This is a genomic window from uncultured Reyranella sp. (assembly GCF_945957355.1).
Classification (GTDB): domain Bacteria; phylum Pseudomonadota; class Alphaproteobacteria; order Reyranellales; family Reyranellaceae; genus Reyranella.
In genome coordinates this window covers 1-17,865 of sequence record NZ_CAMFKM010000014.1, presented here as the reverse complement: position 1 = coordinate 17,865, position 17,865 = coordinate 1, and the positions used below count along the sequence as shown (strand labels likewise).

The 17,865-nt window shown below is 65.5% G+C and carries 17 protein-coding genes; 3 read left to right on the top strand and 14 right to left on the bottom strand.

Annotated features, from left to right (window positions below):
* Position 1 precedes the first annotated feature (1 nt).
* The 12 genes from Q0Q48_RS21010 to ribA form a co-directional block, all read right to left on the bottom strand.
* Positions 2-988, bottom strand: coding sequence for an ABC transporter ATP-binding protein (locus tag Q0Q48_RS21010; RefSeq protein ID WP_295142106.1), 987 nt, complete (start codon positions 986-988; stop codon positions 2-4).
* Positions 985-1,824, bottom strand: a complete 840-nt coding sequence (locus Q0Q48_RS21005; RefSeq protein WP_295142103.1) for an ABC transporter permease — start codon at positions 1,822-1,824, stop codon at positions 985-987. The genes Q0Q48_RS21010 and Q0Q48_RS21005 overlap by 4 nt, the downstream gene beginning before the upstream one ends.
* Complete coding sequence (locus tag Q0Q48_RS21000; RefSeq protein ID WP_295142100.1) at positions 1,824-2,840, bottom strand: ABC transporter permease; 1,017 nt, start codon at positions 2,838-2,840, stop codon at positions 1,824-1,826. Before Q0Q48_RS21000 ends, Q0Q48_RS21005 begins: the two co-directional genes overlap by 1 nt.
* Complete coding sequence (locus Q0Q48_RS20995) at positions 2,825-4,429, bottom strand: ABC transporter substrate-binding protein (protein WP_295142098.1); 1,605 nt, start codon at positions 4,427-4,429, stop codon at positions 2,825-2,827. Before Q0Q48_RS20995 ends, Q0Q48_RS21000 begins: the two co-directional genes overlap by 16 nt.
* Before the next feature lie 56 nt (positions 4,430-4,485).
* Positions 4,486-4,914: a PaaI family thioesterase gene (locus Q0Q48_RS20990; RefSeq protein ID WP_295142095.1), complete on the bottom strand. Its 429-nt coding sequence runs from the start codon at positions 4,912-4,914 to the stop codon at positions 4,486-4,488.
* Entirely contained in the window at positions 4,911-5,924 is a 1,014-nt protein-coding gene (locus tag Q0Q48_RS20985) for a zinc-binding dehydrogenase (RefSeq protein WP_295142092.1), read from the bottom strand. Before Q0Q48_RS20985 ends, Q0Q48_RS20990 begins: the two co-directional genes overlap by 4 nt.
* 2 nt (positions 5,925-5,926) lie before the next feature.
* Positions 5,927-7,426, bottom strand: coding sequence for a class I adenylate-forming enzyme family protein (locus tag Q0Q48_RS20980; RefSeq protein ID WP_295142087.1), 1,500 nt, complete (start codon positions 7,424-7,426; stop codon positions 5,927-5,929).
* Complete coding sequence (locus tag Q0Q48_RS20975) at positions 7,420-8,511, bottom strand: M14 family metallopeptidase (protein WP_295142084.1); 1,092 nt, start codon at positions 8,509-8,511, stop codon at positions 7,420-7,422. The genes Q0Q48_RS20980 and Q0Q48_RS20975 overlap by 7 nt, the downstream gene beginning before the upstream one ends.
* A 48-nt stretch (positions 8,512-8,559) precedes the next feature.
* The gene (locus Q0Q48_RS20970; RefSeq protein WP_295142081.1) at positions 8,560-9,402 is read right to left on the bottom strand and encodes a VOC family protein; all 843 of its coding nucleotides are present in this window, start codon (positions 9,400-9,402) and stop codon (positions 8,560-8,562) included.
* A 191-nt stretch (positions 9,403-9,593) separates the two neighbouring features.
* A complete protein-coding gene (locus tag Q0Q48_RS20965; RefSeq protein ID WP_295142079.1) occupies positions 9,594-11,060 on the bottom strand; it encodes a GH1 family beta-glucosidase in 1,467 nt (488 codons plus the stop codon).
* 95 nt (positions 11,061-11,155) lie between these two features.
* Positions 11,156-12,388, bottom strand: a complete 1,233-nt coding sequence (locus tag Q0Q48_RS20960) for an ABC transporter substrate-binding protein (RefSeq protein WP_295142077.1) — start codon at positions 12,386-12,388, stop codon at positions 11,156-11,158.
* 22 nt (positions 12,389-12,410) lie between these two features.
* Positions 12,411-13,574: a GTP cyclohydrolase II gene (ribA, locus tag Q0Q48_RS20955; RefSeq protein ID WP_295142073.1), complete on the bottom strand. Its 1,164-nt coding sequence runs from the start codon at positions 13,572-13,574 to the stop codon at positions 12,411-12,413.
* A 106-nt stretch (positions 13,575-13,680) separates the two neighbouring features.
* Here ribA and Q0Q48_RS20950 point away from each other — a divergent pair, with 106 nt between their 5' ends.
* Both Q0Q48_RS20950 and Q0Q48_RS20945 read left to right on the top strand, forming a co-directional pair.
* Positions 13,681-14,379, top strand: coding sequence for a response regulator transcription factor (locus Q0Q48_RS20950; RefSeq protein ID WP_295142069.1), 699 nt, complete (start codon positions 13,681-13,683; stop codon positions 14,377-14,379).
* A gap of 84 nt (positions 14,380-14,463) precedes the next feature.
* Positions 14,464-15,531: a ferritin-like domain-containing protein gene (locus Q0Q48_RS20945; RefSeq protein ID WP_295142066.1), complete on the top strand. Its 1,068-nt coding sequence runs from the start codon at positions 14,464-14,466 to the stop codon at positions 15,529-15,531.
* Positions 15,532-15,537: 6 nt separating this feature from the next.
* Here the strand turns inward: Q0Q48_RS20945 and Q0Q48_RS20940 are convergent, their stop codons facing one another.
* Positions 15,538-16,119, bottom strand: coding sequence for a YoaK family protein (locus Q0Q48_RS20940; protein WP_295142468.1), 582 nt, complete (start codon positions 16,117-16,119; stop codon positions 15,538-15,540).
* Between the two features lie 35 nt (positions 16,120-16,154).
* Positions 16,155-17,177: a ferredoxin--NADP reductase gene (locus Q0Q48_RS20935; protein WP_295142064.1), complete on the bottom strand. Its 1,023-nt coding sequence runs from the start codon at positions 17,175-17,177 to the stop codon at positions 16,155-16,157.
* A 147-nt stretch (positions 17,178-17,324) separates the two neighbouring features.
* On the opposite strand from Q0Q48_RS20935, the gene Q0Q48_RS20930 reads away from it, so the two are divergent.
* Positions 17,325-17,865: ferritin-like domain-containing protein (locus Q0Q48_RS20930; RefSeq protein WP_295142060.1), on the top strand; the 541-nt coding region annotated here is incomplete at its 3' end.

Sequence of the window (17,865 nt, the reverse complement as noted above, 5' to 3'; positions counted from 1 at the left end):
GTCAGGCCCTCTCGGCCGCGAAGCAGGCGACGAGGCGGCCGGGACCGGGAGCCATGAGCGCGGGCTTCTCGGTGAGGCAGCGGTCCATCACCCGCTTGCAGCGCGGCGCGAAGGCGCAGCCCTGCGGCAGGGCGTTGAGCGGCGGTACCATGCCGGGAATGTCGGCCAGCCGCTCGGCGCGCTCCGCGCCCGGCGTCGGCGTCGCGCCGATCAGGCCTACCGTATAGGGATGCAGCGGGTTCTCGAACAGGTCGTCGACTGACGCCTCCTCGACCTTGCGGCCGGCATACATGACGACGACCCTGTCGGCCGTCTCGGCCACCACGCCGAGATCGTGGGTGATGAAGATCATCGCCATGCCGGCATCGGCCTGCAGCTTCTTCAGGAGCGCCAGCACCTGGGCCTGCACCGTGACGTCGAGCGCCGTGGTCGGTTCGTCGGCGATCAGCACCGATGGGCTGCAGGCGATCGCCATGGCGATGATCACCCTCTGGCACATGCCGCCGGAGAGCTGGTGCGGGTAGGCGTCGAGGCGGCGGGCCGCGTCAGGCATGCCGACCAGCTCCAGCAGCTCGTGGGCGCGCACCCTCGCCTGGCCGCGGCCAAGCTCGGTATGGGTCATCAGCACTTCGACGATCTGTTTCTCGACCGTGGCGACCGGGTTCAGCGAGCTGAGCGGGTCCTGGAAGATCATGCCGATCTCCTTGCCCCGGATGCCGAGCATGGTCTCCTCGGCCAGGGGCACGATGTCCCGTCCGTTGAGCTTCACCTGGCCGCCTACGATGCGCGCCGGTGGATCGGGCAGAAGCCGCATGATCGAGAGCGCCGACAGCGACTTCCCGCAGCCGGACTCGCCCACCAGCGCCACAGTCTCGCCGGCGCCGACGGTGAGGCTCAGCCCATCGACCGCCTTCATCTCGCCGCGGCGGGTGAAGAGCGTGGTGCGGAGGTCGGTGATTTCGAGGGGAAGGACCGAGCCGTTCATCACCGGTCCCTCAGCTTCGGATTGAGCGCGTCGTTCAGCCCGTCGCCCACGAGGTTGAGGCAGAGCACGGTGATCATGATCGCGATGCCCGGGATGGCGCAGATGTACCAGGAGCTGCGAATGAGCTGCCGCCCGTCGCCGACCAGCCGGCCCCAGCTCGCGACGTTGGGATCGCCCAGGCCGAGGAAGGAGACGGCCGATTCGAACAGGATCGCGCCGGCCACGACCAGCGACGACAGCACGATCACCGGCGGCAGGGCGTTCGGCAGGATCTCCGACACGATGATCCGGAAGTCGCTCATGCCCATCGATCGGCAGGCCTGCACGAATTCGCGGTCCCTGAGCGACAGGAACTCCGCCCGCGTCATGCGCGCGATCGGCGTCCAGCTCACGATGCCAATGGCGATCACGATGTTGGTCAGCGTCGAGCCCAGGATGACGACGATGGTGAGCACGAAGATCAGGTTCGGGATGGTCTGGAACAGCTCGGCCGCGCGCATGGCGACCTCGTCGACCCAGCCGCCGAAATAGCCGGCGACGGCGCCGACACCCACACCGATGATCGTGGCGACCGCCGAGGCGAACAGGCCGATCAGCAGGGTCGCCCGCGCACCGTGCACGATCATCGAGAGGATGTCGCGGCCCAGCGAATCGGTCCCCAGGGGGAACTCGGGATCCTCGCCGGGCCACAGTTCGGGCAGGCCGACGATGCGCAGCGGATCGGTCGGGAAGAACACTGAGGCGAACACCGCCATCAGGGCGACGACCAGGATCAGGCAGGCGCCGACCAGGGCGCCGCGGTTGCGGGCGAAGCGGCCCAGAAACTCGAAGCGTTGCATCAGCGGATCTCGATGCGCGGGTCGAGCCACATGTAGACGAGGTCGACCGCGATGTTGGCGGCGATGACGACCAGCGAGCCCAGCACCATGATGCCGAGCACGACGGGATAGTTGCGGGAGCTCACGCTGTCGAACAGCAGCGACCCGACGCCCGGCCAGCTGAACACGCTCTCGATCACGACGCTGCCGGCCAGCACGGTGCCCATCTGCACGCCGAGGATCGTGACCACCGGCAGCAGCGCGTTGCGCAGCACATGGTGGATCGTGACCTGGTTGCGGCTGAGGCCCTTGGCGCGCGCCGTGCGTACGAAGTCGAGCTGCGCGACCTCCAGCATCGAGGAGCGCATCACGCGGGTGTAGATCGCGGCATAGAACAGGCCCAATGCCAGGGTCGGTAGGATCAGGTGGTGCAGTATGTCCAGCACGCCGCCGCTGCCACCGATCTTCATCATGCCGCCGACCGGCAGCCAGCCGAGCTTCACCGAGAACAGCACGATCATCATGATGCCGAGCCAGAAGCTGGGCGCGGCATAGAAGAACATGGCGGCGATCGAGACCAGGCTGTCCCAGAAGGTACGCACCTTCATCGAGGCCACGACACCCGCCGCCACGCCGATCGTGACCGCGAGCGTGATGCTCGACACCATGAGCAGGATCGTCGCCGGCAGGTGGATCCAGATCGCCTGGATGACCGGCATGTTCTGCCGGTAGGAGAAGCCGAAATCGAAGTGCAGCAGCGCCCAGATGTATTTCAGCAGCTGCATCCAGACGGGATCTTCCAGCCCGTAGGTCTTGCGCAGCAGCTCGACCGTCGCCGGATCGCTCACCTGGTTCTCGGCCGTCATCAGCTCGAGGAAACTGCCCGGCGCCATCTGGATCAGGCAGAAGTTGATCACCACTACGCCCAGCATGAGCGGGACGGCCTGGATCAGCCGTCGCCGCAGGAGCCGCAGCGCCGCCGTGCGGCGCGCGGAGCCGCGAAGGGCGGGCGTCGGCGAGGCTAGCTCGCCAGCCATAGGTCTCCCCAGCTCGCCGCAAGGAAGTTCGGATCGGTGGAGTGGTTCTGCACCTTGGTGCTGGCCAGCGTGATCGATTCCAGCTCGACCAGCGGCAGGAGCGGCGCTTCCTGCGCGATGATCTTCTGGAACTCGACGACCAGCGCCTTGCGCTTGGCCGGGTCGGTCTCGACCTTGATGCTGGCGACCAGCTTGTCGACGTCGGGATTGGAGTAGCCCGAGGCGTTGCGGAACGGTACGCCCTTCAGGATGCCGTCGGTCGTGAAGTACTGCGTGGTCGACGGCACCGGCTCCGACGGATTGGCCTGGTTGGAGATCGCCAGGTCGTAGTCGTAGTCGGTGTAGATGCGCTTGAGCGAGGTTGGGCGATCCGGAACCGTGAGGTTGATGCCGACGCCGACATCCTCCAGCGCCTGCTTCACATAGGCGCCGACCTTGCCGTTCTCCTGGAACCAGCCCGCCGAGAGCAGGTTCAGGGTGAAGCGCTTGCCGTCGGCCTTCTTCGGGAAGCCGGCCGCGTCGAGCAGGGCCGCCGCCTTTTTGGGATCGAAGCCGGTCTTGAACGTGTCGGCGGTGTAGAACTCCTTGTTGGGGGAGTAGATCGGGCTCGTGCCCGGCCGCGCGTAGCCATAATAGACCGTCTTGGCGATGAACTCGCGATTGACGGCGTGGAACATCGCCTGCCGGACTTCGCGCTTGGCGAACACCGGATTGCGCATGTTGCACTCGAGTGTCGTCGACCAGACCGCTTCCTCGTAGCCCTTGGGCGTGGCGACGAACTTGCCGGTGCCGGTCAGGCGCTTGATGTCCGGCGGTGCCACCGGGTTGAACACGCCGATATGGATGTCGCCCGCTTCCATTGCCGCGGCGCGGCCCGCCGGATCGCGCACGTAGCGGATGATCAGGCGGTCGAGATAGGGCTCGTCCTTCTTCCAGTAGTTCTCGTTCTTCACGTACTCGAAGTGACTGCCGCGCACCCACTCCTTGAACTTCCAGGGACCGGTCGCGATCGGTGCATTGTTTGCCGGATTGGTGACCGGATCGCTGCCGGCATAGACATGCTTGGGCACGATGTAGGCGACCGGCGAGCAGAGCGTCGAGGCGAAGAAGAACTCAGGCGTCGGGTTGTTGTACTTGAAGACGACCGTGTCGGCGTCCGGCGACTCGATGCCGACGAAGTCGGTGAGCGCCGACGCGACCGCATACTTCTTCCATATCTCGCTTACGGAATAGACGACGTCGTCGACCGTCATGTCCTTGCCGTCATGGAACTTCACGCCCTTGCGGATCTTCACCACGTAGGACTTGAAGTCGGCCGCCGGCTTCCACGATTCGGCCAGCACGCCCTCGAACGTGCCGTCCATGTTGCGCTTAGCCAGTCGCTCGAAGAGCTTGGACGAAGAGAAGGTCGGGCTCGAACCGCCGCCAGCGGGTACGTAGCAGGCCTGCGGCTCGCCGCCGCCCCAGGTGGCCACCAGGGTGCCGCCCCGCTTGGGCGTGCCCTGGGCGAACGATCCCCGGGATGTGCCGGCCACACCGGTGGCCAGGATACCCGCGCCAAAAACGCGGCGTGAAACCTTGATCGTCATGACACCCTCCGTTCCCAATTCCCGAGCCGGACGAAGCAAACTTCATACCGTGTGGTCTAGGTCTGCAGCGTCGAGTAGGTCGCACGGCCCACGGCGAGGAGAGCCTTCTGTTCGTTGAACACGTCGACATCGACGACGCCGACGCTCTTGCCGGCGCGGCGCACGCGCGCCGTCGTGACGAGCGATGTCTTGATCGCGGGCCGGAGATAGTCGACGCGGAAGTTGATGGTCGGCAGGGGACGGCGCAGCGCCATGATCAGTGCATAGTCGCCGACCGTGTCGATGATCGCCGCGAGCGGTCCGCCGTGCCACTGGCCCGTGCCGGCGCCGCGCTCGAATTCCGGCCGCATGGCGCAGCTCATGGTGACCTCCTCCTTCGCAGGATCGGCCGCGATCACCTTCAGGCCGAGAAAGGCGATGAAGGGCGAGCGGTCGAGCTGCGCCTGCATCTCCTCCGGAGTCAGCGGCTGGAGCTTCTCGCTCATGGCGCCACCACGATCTTGCCGAACACTTCGCGGTCCTCGATCACGCGCAGCGCCTCGCGCGCCTCGGCGAGCGGGAAGACCTTGTCGACCAGCACCTTGAGCTTGCCGCTCTGCACCAGCTCGAGCAGCTTCTCGATGTCAGTGCGCATCCAGCCGTTGGAACCCAGGATCTTGAGTTCGAAGGTCCAGATGAAGCGGATGTCCTCGGTCGGGGCATATCCGGCGGTGGCGCCGCAGGTCAGCAAGCGTCCGCCGACCTTCAGCGTCTTCAACGACGGCACCCAGGTGTCGCCGCCGGTATAGTTCACGACGACATCGATGCCCTGATGGCTGAGCGAGCCGCGGCGCGTCGGCTTGCCGTACATCGCCCAGGCTTCCTTCATGAAATCCTTCTCGACGTAGTTGATCGTCTTGTCGGCACCTAGCTCGGCCAGGCGCTGGGCCTTGGCGTCGGTGCCGGCGCAGGCGATGACCTCGCAGCCGGCCAGCTTGGCGAGCTGCAGGCAGCACACGCCCACGCCGCCCGAGGCGCCGAGGATCAGCACCTTCTCACCCTTCGCGACATGGCCGTTGGTGACCATCATGCGCAGCGCCGTGCCGTAGGCGACGGGAAGGGCCGCGGCATCGGCATAGCTCACGCCGTCGGGAATCCTGACCAGCTGGTGGGCGCGCGCCTTGCAGAGTTCGGCCAGGCCGCCATGCACCGTCTCGCCCATCAGGCCGCCTTCGACCCGGTTGATCGGATCGACCAGGACACGATCGCCCTTCTTCCAGCCGGTGACGCCCGGGCCGACCTCGGCGATCTCGCCCGCTACGTCGAGGCCCATGATCGCGGGCATCGGCACCTTGATGCCGGGCATGCCGCGGCGGGTGAAGACGTCGTGATAGTTCAGCGAAGAGGCCTTCACCGCGACGATGACGTCGCCTTCGCCCGGCGTCGGGTCGGGGAAGTTGGTTTCGAAGACGAGGCGGTCCGGTCCACCATGTTCACGGACGACGGCAGCTTTCATTTTTATACTTCTCCAGTTGGGATTTGCTTGGCGAGCACGCGCTTGTCGATCTTGTTGGTGCCAGCGAGCGGCATCTCGTCGACGAACAGCACGCGTCGCGGATGCTGGTAGGCCGGCGCATTGGCCAGCGCGTAGGTCTTCACCGCCTGCTCGTCGAGGTCGGCGCCCGCCGCCCGGACGACGAAGGCGATCGGCTTGTGGCCCTTGAGCTCGTCGGGAACGGGAATCACTGCAGCCTGGTGGATGCCGGGATGCCGCTCGAGCATCTTCTCGACCTCGCCGGGATAGATGTTCTCGCCGCCACAGACGAACATGTCGTCGACCCGGCCCACGAAATAGAAGAAGCCGTTCTCGTCGCGCCGGAAGACGTCGCTGGTCCGGTAATAGCCGTCCGGCGTCATGACCTCGGCGGTCTTGGCGGGCAGCTTGTGATAGTGCGTCATCAGCGCGCCGCACTTCATCTCGAGCGCGCCTTCGTCCTGCACTTCCCTGCCATCGCGCACGAGGCGAAGCTGTACGGCCGGATGCGGATAGCCGGTCGAGAGTTCAGGCTGGGGCAGTCCCTCGGGATGCGGGCCGAACACGACGGGACCGGCCTCGGTCGTGCCGTAGCCGTTGCTGATGGCGGCCTTGGGGAACACCTCTCGCACCTGGTCGATCAGCGACTGGGTGATCGGCGCGGAACCCATGCGGACCGCTTCGACCGCCGAAAGGTCGTTGTTCGCCAGCAGCTCGCGTTCGCGCAGCATCATCGCGATCATGGTCGGCACCGACGTCAGGAACGCGACGCGATGCCTGGCGGCCGCCTCGATGTAGCCGCGGGTCGTGAACTGCGGCAGCAGCACCACGGTGTCGCCGTGCGAGAAGGTGGTCTGGCACATGGCCAGCCCGTTCATGTGATAGAGCGGCGCGGCCACGAGGGCGCGCTGGCCGATCGGCGCCGGCCGGCGCATCCTCTGGCTGATCGCCCAGAGATGGGAGTAGTGCGACAGCACCACGCCCTTGGGCCGGCCCGTCGATCCCGACGTGTAGAGGAACATCGCCGGCTCCTCCGGCTTCATCGGCAACGGCGTGAACGGGCCTTCGTCCAGCAGGCTCTCGAAGTCCCTGTCGAAGGAGAGTTTCGGCACGTCGTCGGGCGCCAGTGGCAGCCGCGCATCGTCGCCGATCACCAGCTTGGCATCGCAGTCGCCCACGACATAGGCAACCGTCTCGGCCGGCAGCTTGTAGTTCACCGGAACGGAGACCAGGCCCGCCTGCATCGTGCCGAGGAAGGTCAGCAGGAACTCGGCGCGATTGGCCGAGAGGATCGCGACCCTGTCGCCGCGCTGCAGGCCGCGCTTCAGGAGTCCGCGCGCCACCGCGCCGCTGAGGCGGACAATGTCGGCGTAGGTATAGGTGCGTTCGGTCCCATTGCCGCCAGCGTCGATCAGCGCCACGCTGTCGGCCGGTACGTCGCGCGAAATCGCATCGCCCTGGTTGTCGTACTTGATCGTCACCATGAAGAGAGCCCCGAGAGTGCCTGGTCGGTGAGCTTCAGCCCGTAGTCGAGCGTGTCCTTGCGCCACTGGCCGTCGAACGGGCAGAAGGCGTCCATCATGTCGGCCTGCAGGGTGGCGCGCACGTCGGGGTCGAGCCCGTGCTGGCGGCGCAGCCACTGGTCCAGCCGCAGGACGCGGCGCATGTTGACGCCGCGCGTGCCGAACTCGATCACCGCGCCGCACATCTCGCGATTGCCGAGGAAGCGCTGCACGCCGTGGAAGACGAGGCCGGTGTAGTTGGGCCGCTCCATGCCGTGAGGCCGCACGCCGTCGACATTGTCCTTGCCCCACCACGCGCAGGCACGGGCGAACAGCGGGCCCGCGGGATTGTTGAAGCAGAGGAAGAACGGCTTGCCGTACTCGCCGATACCGGTGTGCCAGTCGATGAAGGCCACGCGCTCGGCACCGGCCAGGGTTTCGGCGACGATGGTTTCGAGCGTGCGGTTGGACCATTCGCGGTCCTTGCCGCCGAACATCAACCCGTCGGGGTGGACGTACTGGCCGCGCGCCAGGGTGTCGAACAATACGTCGCGGCCCTTGCTCGCGGCAAAGCGGTCGAGCACGCCGGCGACCCGATCGTTCTCGGCGTCGGTCCATTCACGGATCAGCAACTCGGCATGAAGCGTCTCGTAATGCGGATTGGCCGGCGCCGGTCCTGCATCGCGGTCGATGAAGTTGCGGTTGAGGTCGACATTGTTCTCGGTCGTGCGCGTGAAGTGCGCGAAGCCGTAGGGATTGAGGCCGTGCACCAGCACCACGCCGACACCGGTTGGCAACCGCGCCGGACCGCCCGAGTTCAGCCAACCGATCTGCACGGCCGAGCCGGAAAAGCCCTCCTGGCCATGCGTGCCGCTCAGGAACAGTCCCTGGCGCGGCGCCTTGCGGTCGCCGAAGCAGGCGACGTCGATCGCCAGCGGCCCTCCGTCCGGCGCCTTCTTCGCCGGGTGCAGGAACGACCGCACCTCACCGTGGGCCGCGGTCGCAGCCTTCAGGAACTTCGCGCGCGCGTTGGCATAGCTTGCGGCGAAGCAATCGTAGTATTCCATTGTGTCCCTTCTCGGCCGCTCCCCAGCGGCCCTGACGACGGCCCGATCCTATTCGATGAACTCCAACACCGCGTTCAACGCCTGGCTTGCCGGCACGATCACGCGGCCCGGCGCCTCGACGACCCCTTCGATTTTGCCGGCCTGCAAGGCACGTGCCGCCTTGGCGACGGACAGCGTGCGAAACGTGAGGCCGGCCATATAGGCCTTGCGGCCCTCCGCATCCGGCGCGGCATCGCCGAACTGTGCCTTAAGCTCGTCCTCGGTCACGATATCGACCCTTGAATTGCCGACCACGACGGACTTGCCGCCCTTGATGTCGCGCACGGCTTCCGGGCCGAACATGCCGGCGTAGAGCTTCGAGGCCGCCGCGGGATCCGGCTCGACGATCAGGAAGCGCACGATGGCGACCGTGCCGTTGGCATGATGGCGCCACTCGTCGCGCCATACGACGTCGCGGGTGAAGTGATGACAATAATAGACGCGCCCGTACGGTACGACGCCGGCCTTCATGCGCACCGTGCGGAAGCGCGCGTCCCGCATCTCGGCACCGACCTTCACAGGGCGCGTGAACTCGACGGGCGGGTCGACCGGAACGCCCGCCTTGCTGAGCGCCTCATAGGTGATGGCCGAGTCCTCCGCACCGAAGACGAGGCCGTTGAGGCCGAACGGGAAGGTGAGCAGGTCCAGGCGTCCCGAACTGGCATCCTTCGGAATGGCGATCAGCTCGAGATAGTCGGTGCCAAACATCGCGAGATGGTTCATCGAACCCAGCGAATGATAGCCACGTTCGGTGAGCGAAAAGCCCAGGCGCGTATAGACATCGGCCGCGTGGTCCATGTCGTCGCGGGCATTGATGACCACGTGGTCCAGCGTCGCTACGGGCAGCTTCATTTCATTCCCCCTCTCGCCGTTCACAGCGTTGCCCATCTTGGCACAGCGGGCACGTCAGGAATTCTTATATTAGGTAGCGATGCTTACATGCGCGAAAACCGTTTCCAAGTTTCGACGGCAAAGCAGAAACGAATCCTATTTCCGGGTCATCGCGACCAAACCTGTTTTATGGCCTGCGATTTGCTGTCCACTCATGCCAACGCGTTGCGCGAAATGACTTCGCGATAGAAGGCGGCGCTGAGCTTGGGTGTCCGCTTCTGCGTGGCATAGTCGACATGCACGAGACCGAACCGCGTCGCGTAACCATCGGCCCATTCGAAATTGTCGAGCAGGCTCCACAGGAAGTAGCCGCGGACCGGAATGCCCTCTGCCGTCGCGCGCTGCAGGTGCATCAGGCAGTTTCGCAGGTACATCACGCGGTCGACGTCATGGACCGCACCGTCCAGCGTCGGCTCGTCCGCCGCCGACGCACCGTTCTCAGTGATGAAGATGTCCTTCACCGGCCAGAGCCGGGCGGCGTGACGCGGCGCCCAGTACAGCGCTTCCGGTCCCAGCAGGAGCCAGGACGAGGCCATGTGCGGGTGCGAGGACGGGAAAGGCACCGGGGTGAAGCCCGGTGCCGCCTCGCTCGCCAGCACATACTGGCTCGGCGCGTACACGTTCAGGCCGACGAAATCGACCTTGCTGGAGATGATCTTCAGTTCTCCGTCGGTGAAGCGTGGCGCGTCGCGACCAGCCTTTGCGAGCCAGGCGTCGGTGTAGCGGCCCTCCATCATCACCGTGAGGTAGGGTGCGTTCAGCTCGCGCGTCGCCAGCTCCGCCGCCTTGATGTTCTCGATCGTCTCGACGGCCGGCAGCGCCGTGGCGATGTTTTCGGCGGGGCCCACCTTCGTGCCGAGGCAGCCGCTGGCGCGCACCGCCTGCACGGCCAGCCCATGCGCCAGCACCGCGTGGTGACGGACCTGGTTCAATCGTCCGCGCGGCAGCTTGAGGCCCGGGGCGAAGTTCCCGGTCTCGTGGCCCTGCTCGATGAAGGTCTGCATCTCGTTGATCGTGAACACGTGGCGGACGCGATCGGTGAGGCGGCCCGCGACGTGGGCCGCGTAGTCCCCGAAGGCCTGGGCGGTGTCGCGTGCTTCCCAGCCGCCGCGATCCTGCAGAGCCTGCGGCAGGTCCCAGTGATAGAGCGTCGCGTAGGGTTCGATGCCGGCGGCGAGAAGTTCATCGACCAGCCGGTCGTAGAAATCGAGGCCCTTGGGGTTGGCGGCGCCTCGTCCCTCGGGGAAGACGCGCGGCCAGGCGATCGAGAAGCGATAGGTGCGGGTCCCCATCGCCTTCATCAATGCCACGTCTTCCTTGTAGCGATGATAGTGGTCGACGCTGACATCGCCGGTCGAGCCGTCGCGAATCCGTCCCGGCTCCCGGGTGAAGGTGTCCCAGATCGACGGGCCGCGGCCGTCCGCGTAGGCGGCGCCCTCGACCTGATAGGCCGAGGTCGCCGTGCCCCAGCTAAAGCCATCGGGAAAGCCCGCTGCCAACCGGCGCGGGCTCGGGGTGGTTCTGGAAGCCGTATGGGCCGATCCGTAGGTCGCTGCCGCCAGGGCGGAAGCGCCCGCCGCGGCGAGAAGAGTGCGGCGGCGGGTCAGTTTGATGGGCATCGGCAGGTGCGGCTCCGGTCGGTCTGAAACCGCACGAAGCATCCGCCATGCCAGTCCACCGCGAAGCGCCTGCGGTGGGGCGGCCTGTCACGGTTCTAGGCGCCTTCGTTGCTCAGCACGTCGCCGAACAGCTTCCACGTCTCGCCGTCGAAGGCGGAGAGGCGAACCGACTGGATGGGATAGAAGTCCGTCGGACTGGTGTTGATCGTGATGCCGGGCAGCAGCATCGGCACGACCAGCTTCTTCATGCTGGCGGCCTGCTTCATCAGGTTCTCGCGTGTCAGGTTGTCGCCGCAGGCCTCGAGGCAGTGCCGCATCGTGGAGGAGACGGCATAGGCGTAGACGTTGCCCGAATCGGCGGGATTGGCATCGGGCAGGTACTTCTTCATCCACGCGTCCCATTCCTTGTAGTCCGCGTCGTTGACCCACTGCGTGTCGGTGGCGTCCTTGAGATAGGACGCGGTGATGATGCCCTTGCTGTTGTCGAAGCCAGCCGGCTTCAGCACCGCGGCCACGGAGGCCGAGACGTTGGCGAGATAATGGTCGGGCTTCCAGCCGAGGTCGGCCACCTTGCGGATGGCCTGCGCCGCGGCCTTGGGCGCGCAGTCGTTGAAGAAGACGTTGGCGCCGGAGCTCTTGATCTGGATGATCTGGCTGTCGACGGTGGGGTCGGTGACCTCGTAGCTCACCTTGGCGGTAACGTACTTTTCGTTCTCCTTGCCGAGGCCCGCCAGGAACCCGCCGCTGTAATCCTTACCGGAATCGTCATTCTGGTAGATTATGCCGATGCGCAGGTCCTTGAGATTGTCCTTGTGCTTGGCCAGGACGTGCTTGGCGTAGATCGCCGCCTCGGTGTGATAGTCGGGCTGCCACCCCATGGTCCACGGGAACTCCTTGGGCATGCCCCACTTCGAGGCGCCGGTTGCCACGAAGAGCTGCGGCACCTTCTTCTGGTTCAGATACTTCTGTACGACCGTGTTGGTCGGCGTGCCGAGCAGCTGGAAGATCGCGAAGACCTTGTCGTCCTCGACCAGCTTGCGGACCATCTCGACGGTCTTGGGCGGCACGAAGCCGTCGTCGTAGGTGATGAAGTTGATCTTGCGGCCGTTGATGCCGCCCTTGTCGTTCACCATCTTCCAGTAGGCTTCGATCGCCTTGCCGATGGTGCCGTAGGCCGAGAGCGGTCCGCTGTATGGATTGGTGTGCCCGAGCTTGATCTCCTTGTCGGTGGCGCCGGTGTCGTACTTCTTCTGGGCAGACACGATATACGGCGAGAACGCGAACGCAGCACTACCGGCCGCGAAAACGCGGCGACGCATCTTGGTCATGTTTCCTCTCCAGTCGTCGTTATTAGAGCAGGTGGCCTGCTCGCTCCGCCTTGGTGCGAAGATAGTTCTCGTTGTGCCCGTTGGACGGGAAGGAATGCGGGACCCTCGCCGTGACCTCGATGCCGTAGCGCTCGAGCTGGGCGATCTTCTCCGGATTGTTGGTCATGAGCCGCACGCGCTGGATGCCCATGCGCGACAGCATGGTGGCGGCCGGCGCATAGATGCGTTCGTCGGCGTCGAAGCCGAGCTGCTCGTTGGCGTCGATCGTGTCGAACCCGTCGTCCTGCAGCTCATAGGCGCGCAGCTTGTTGACGAGGCCGATGCCGCGGCCTTCCTGCGCGAGATAGAGCAGCACCCCCGATCCCTGCCTCGCGATCTCCGCAATGGCGCTGCGCAGCTGCACGCCGCAATCGCAGCGCAGCGAGCCCAGCAGGTCGCCGGTGAAGCATTCCGAATGGAGGCGGATCAGGACGGGCTCGGTCGGATCGATCTCGCCGACGACGATGGCGAGATGCTCCTTGCCGCCGTCGCTGGGGCGCCAGGCCAGGATGCGGGCGTTCTCGGCGCCCTCGAGCGGCACATGCGCCTGCGCGACCTGTTGCAGCGTCCGCGAAGCTGTCTCCTCGTAGGCCGACACGTCGGCCGCGTCGACATAGACGAGATCCTGTTCGCGGGCCCAGTCGCGCCGCTTGTTGCCCGGATCGCGGGTCAGCGGTCCCAGGACGACCGCCGGCAGGAGGCGCGAGAGCTTGGCGAGTTCGATCGACGCCTGCGCGATGCCAGGGGCATGGCTGGCCACCGGCCGGGACAGATGGCGAAGGGCCACGTGACGGCCGGTCTTGTCGCTCTCGTGTGGCCGCAGGATGACGTCGACCGGGACGCCCTCCGGCAGGTCGATGGTGATCGGCATGTTGGTCTCGCCCATGCCGCCCGCGATGTGCGGGGGGATGTCCATGCCGATCGCCTCGGCGCGGCGCCGCGTGGTGACCAGCACCGGGGCGCTCTGGGCGAGGCCCTGCAAACGCTGCAGCGCACGCGGACCGCAGGATTCGGCGGCGATGACGAGGCCGCCGGCGCCCTCCGCGTCGCGCAGCACGACGATGCCTCCACGACGGAGCTCCGCCATGGCGCGTTCGACGGCGGCAACTGCAGACGCGCTGCGGGAGTGGGCTGGATTGGAATTCATGACTCTTAAGGTATCACGCCACGGGATTTCGCCGAAGTGAACCACTTTTGTGCCCAGATCGTACCGGATAGAATAGATTTTGAGATGGCTGACAGGTAGCGAACGCATGTCCGTGAACAATCGTGGCAAGAAAATCCTGTTGGTCGATGACGACCAGGCGTTGCGCACGGTGCTCGCAGAGCAGCTCGATCTCTACGATGGTTTTACCACCATCCAGGTCGGCACCGCGGCCGAAGGGCTGGAGAAGGCCAAGCTCGCCCATTACGACGCCATCCTGCTCGACATCGGCCTGCCCGACATGGACGGGCGCGAGCTGTGCAAGCTGATGCGCCGCGAGGGGGTGCGCGCCCCGATCATCATGCTGACCGCCGCCGACAGCGACGCCGACACGATCCTTGGCCTGGAATCCGGCGCCAACGACTATGTGACCAAGCCGTTTCGCATCAACGTCCTGCTCGCGCGCCTGCGCGCCCATCTGCGCCAGCACGAGCGCAGCGAGGATGCCGTCATGTCGATCGGCCCCTACGAATTCCATCCCGCGGGCAAGCTGCTGATGGAGAAGGGCGGAAAGAAGAAAGTCCGCCTGACCGACAAGGAAGCCTCGATCCTGAAGTACCTGTTTCGCGCCGGCGACCGGCCGGTGGGCCGGGACGTCCTGCTGAACGAGGTATGGGGCTACAACGCGGGTGTCACGACCCACACCCTGGAGACCCATATCTACCGGCTGCGCCAGAAGATCGAGAAGGACCCGGCCAGCGCCTCGATCCTGGTGACCGACCGGGGGGGCTACCGCCTTCAGCCATAGGTCGTGTGGGGACTTGCCAATAGATGAACGGGGCGTCATCTTTCACGCAAGCAAAAGCCAGAACCACCCTGGGAGGGTGATGCCATGACCACGCAACGGATCTACGCCCTGCCCGTCGACGTGACGCAATGGACGTTCGATGGCGCGACCGACCTCCTGTTCAACTGGGAATACGACGACGGCTCGGCGCCGTTGCTCGAGCTCTACGAGAAGGGCAAGCAGCAGCAGTGGGATGCCAGCACGCGGCTGGACTGGTCGCTGGAGCTCAATCCCGACAATCCGATGGAGCTGAAGGACGAGGCGATCTCGATCTACGGCACCGATCACTGGAACAAGATGACGGAGAAGGAGCGGAGCTGGCTCAGGCTCCATCTCCAGGCCAACTCGATCTCGCAGTTCATGCATGGCGAGCAGGGCGCCCTGATCGCCAGCGCCAAGATCGTCGGCACCGTTCCCGACATGAACGCCAAGTTCTACGGCGCCACGCAGGTGATGGACGAGGCGCGTCACGTCGAGGCCTACAAGCGGCTGCTGCACGACAAGTTCAAGGTCGCCTATCCGATCAACAAGGCGCTGCAGACGCTGCTCGAGCAGACGCTGACCGACCGCCGCTGGGACATGACCTATCTCGGCATGCAGGTGCTGATCGAGGGTCTGGCGCTCGCCGCCTTCCAGTCGATCCGCGACAAGGCCGGCAATACGCTGGCTGGCGCCGTGAATGCCTATGTGATGCAGGACGAGGCGCGCCACGTCTCCTTCGGCCGGCTGGCGCTGCGTGAACACTATCCGCATCTGTCGGATGCGGAGCGCGACGAGCGCGAGGAGTTCGTGGTCGACGCGCTCTATTTCATGCGCGACCGCTTCAACCAGTCCGAGGTCTGGGAACGGCTCGGCCTGCCGGCCAAGGTGCTCGACGACATCCACTACAATTCCAAGCAGATGCAGTCCTTCCGCGGCCGCCTGTTCAGCCGCATCGTGCCGACGGTGAAGGACATCGGCCTGTGGGGCCCCAGGGTGCAGAAGGCCTTCGCCGATATGGGTGTGATGGACTACGCCAAGATCGATGTCGCCGAGGTTCTCGCCAACGACGGCAAGGTGGCCGAGGAGTTCGACAGGAAGATGTTCGTCGAGAAGGCGATCGCGACGGCTTAGACGCGCTCAGAGCAGCGGCAGCATCAGGACCAGCAGCGCAGCGGGCACGAGCAGCGGCCAGGCGAGAGCGGGCAGCAGCAGCCCGCCGATCACCGCGCCCACCAGATAGCCCGTCCAGGTCAGGGCCAGAAGACCGGTATTGAGGGCCGAGGGCGGGGATATCGCCGCACCGCGCCATAGCCGGTCGACGGCGGCGTCGGCGGTCCGGGCCAGGGTGCTCGTCACGACGACGGTGCTGACCGAATGGCCGGCGAAGCTGGTGATCGTCGAGGCCTGCAGTCCCATCGCGAAGGCGACGATCATCACCGCATTTTCTTTGCCGACGGGAAGGAAGCCGACGGCCGCGAGCAGCGCCGCTTCGAGCAGGATGCCGGCCACGGGTCCCTTGAACAGGCGCACCATCGCGCGGGCCAGCATGGCGCCGGGGAAGAAGGCGACCAGCGGCGTGAGATGGTTCCACGCGCCGAGATGATTGCCCTTGGCGATGTCGATGCCGGCCAGCACCGTGTTGCCGGTCATGTTGGCGGCGAACACGCCGCCCATGGTGACGTAGCCCACCGCGTCGGCGATGCCGGCGACCAGGGTCAGGATGGTCGCCTGGGCGAGGGGCCGGGCGCTGATCGCTACACCACGTCGTAGGTGATCTCGACCTCGGCCCCGAAACAGTGGCCCTGGCAGGTCAGGATCCAGTCGTTGGCGAGATCCTCGGTCGTATAGATGTCGTTCTTGGCCAGGATGACCTTGCCCTTGATGCGCTTGGCCGCGCAGGAGGCACAGAATCCTTCTTCGCAGGAAGAGAGCGGGTTGAGGCCGCCGGCGCGCGCCGCCTCCAGGATCGTCTGGCCCTTCGCGTAGGGCACCTTGTGCACCTTGCCCTCGAAATGGATCGTGATCTCGCTCGGGATCACGTCGCCTTCCTCGCTGGGCTCGACCGGCACCGCGTCGTTGCCCGAGGCCTCGAACCGCTCGATGCGCACCTTGTCGTGCGGCATGCCGTGCTCGAACAGCGTCTCCTCGACCAGCTTCATGAACGGGCCGGGGCCGCAGAGATAGACGTCGCCTGCCTCGAAGCCCTTCATCGCCGCCACGATCTCCTCGGGCTTGATGATGCCCTGCGTCGCATCGAGGTGATGGATCACCTCCAGCCGGCCGGGATGGGCCGCGAGCAGCGCCGCGAACTCGGCGTCGAAGATCACGGATTGCCTGTCTCGGTTGGCATAGAACAGCCTGATCTGCCGCTTGCCCTTCTTCAGGGCGCTCTTGATCAGCGACATCATGGGCGTGATGCCGCTGCCGCCGCCGAACAGCAGGAGCGGGGCATCGCCCTCGCCCAGCACGAAGCGGCCGGCCGGCGGCAGGACGTCCAGCGTGCCGCCTTCCGTCACCCCGTCGTGGAACCAGTTGGAGCCCTTGCCGCCGGCGACCCGCTTGATCGTCACCTTCGGCAACGCATCGGTCTCGGGGGCGCTGGACAGGGAGTAGCAGCGGTTGAAGGCGCCGTCGGCGTGGGGGACGCGGAAGGTCAGGAACTGGCCGGCGCGGTAGCGGTACTTTTCGGCCAGTTGGGGCGGGATATCGAGGACGAAGGAGCGCGCGTCCGGCGTCTCCTGGATGATCTTGGCGATGCGCAGTTGATTGTAGGACATCAAAAAAACTCGTCTTCAGATACCCGATTTCCGGGCGGACTCTCCTAGCAGACTGTGCTAGCGTCCGCCGAGAAAAATGAGCGGAGCGTCATTGTTCAGGCGCTCCATAGGGATGGGACAAGGTTCAGCGCCAGGAGGCAAGAGCCGATGACGACGCAAAAAATTTATCAGCTGCCGGTCGAGATCACGAACTGGAAGTTCGATGGCGCGACCGAGATCGCCTTCAACTGGGAATACGAGGATGGGTCCGCCGACCTGCTGAACCTTTACGAGAAGGGCAAGCAGCAGCAGTGGGACACCAGCACCCGTATCGACTGGTCCCAGGAGCTGTTCGAAGGCAACCCGATGGGCATGGCCGACGAGACGATCCCGATCTACGGCTCGCCCTTCTGGGACAAGATGACCGACAAGGAGAAGGACTGGCTGCGTTTCAACCTGCAGTGCCATTCCATCTGCCAGTTCATGCACGGTGAGCAGGGCGCCCTGATCGCCACCGCCAAGATCGTCAACACCGTGCCGGACATGAACGCGAAGTTCTATGCTGCGACGCAGGTGATGGACGAGGCCCGTCACGTCGAGAGCTACAAGCGTCTGATCCACGAGAAGTTCAAGGCAGCCTATCCGATCACGGATTCGCTCAAGAACCTGCTCGAGCAGACGCTGACCGACCGCCGCTGGGACATGACCT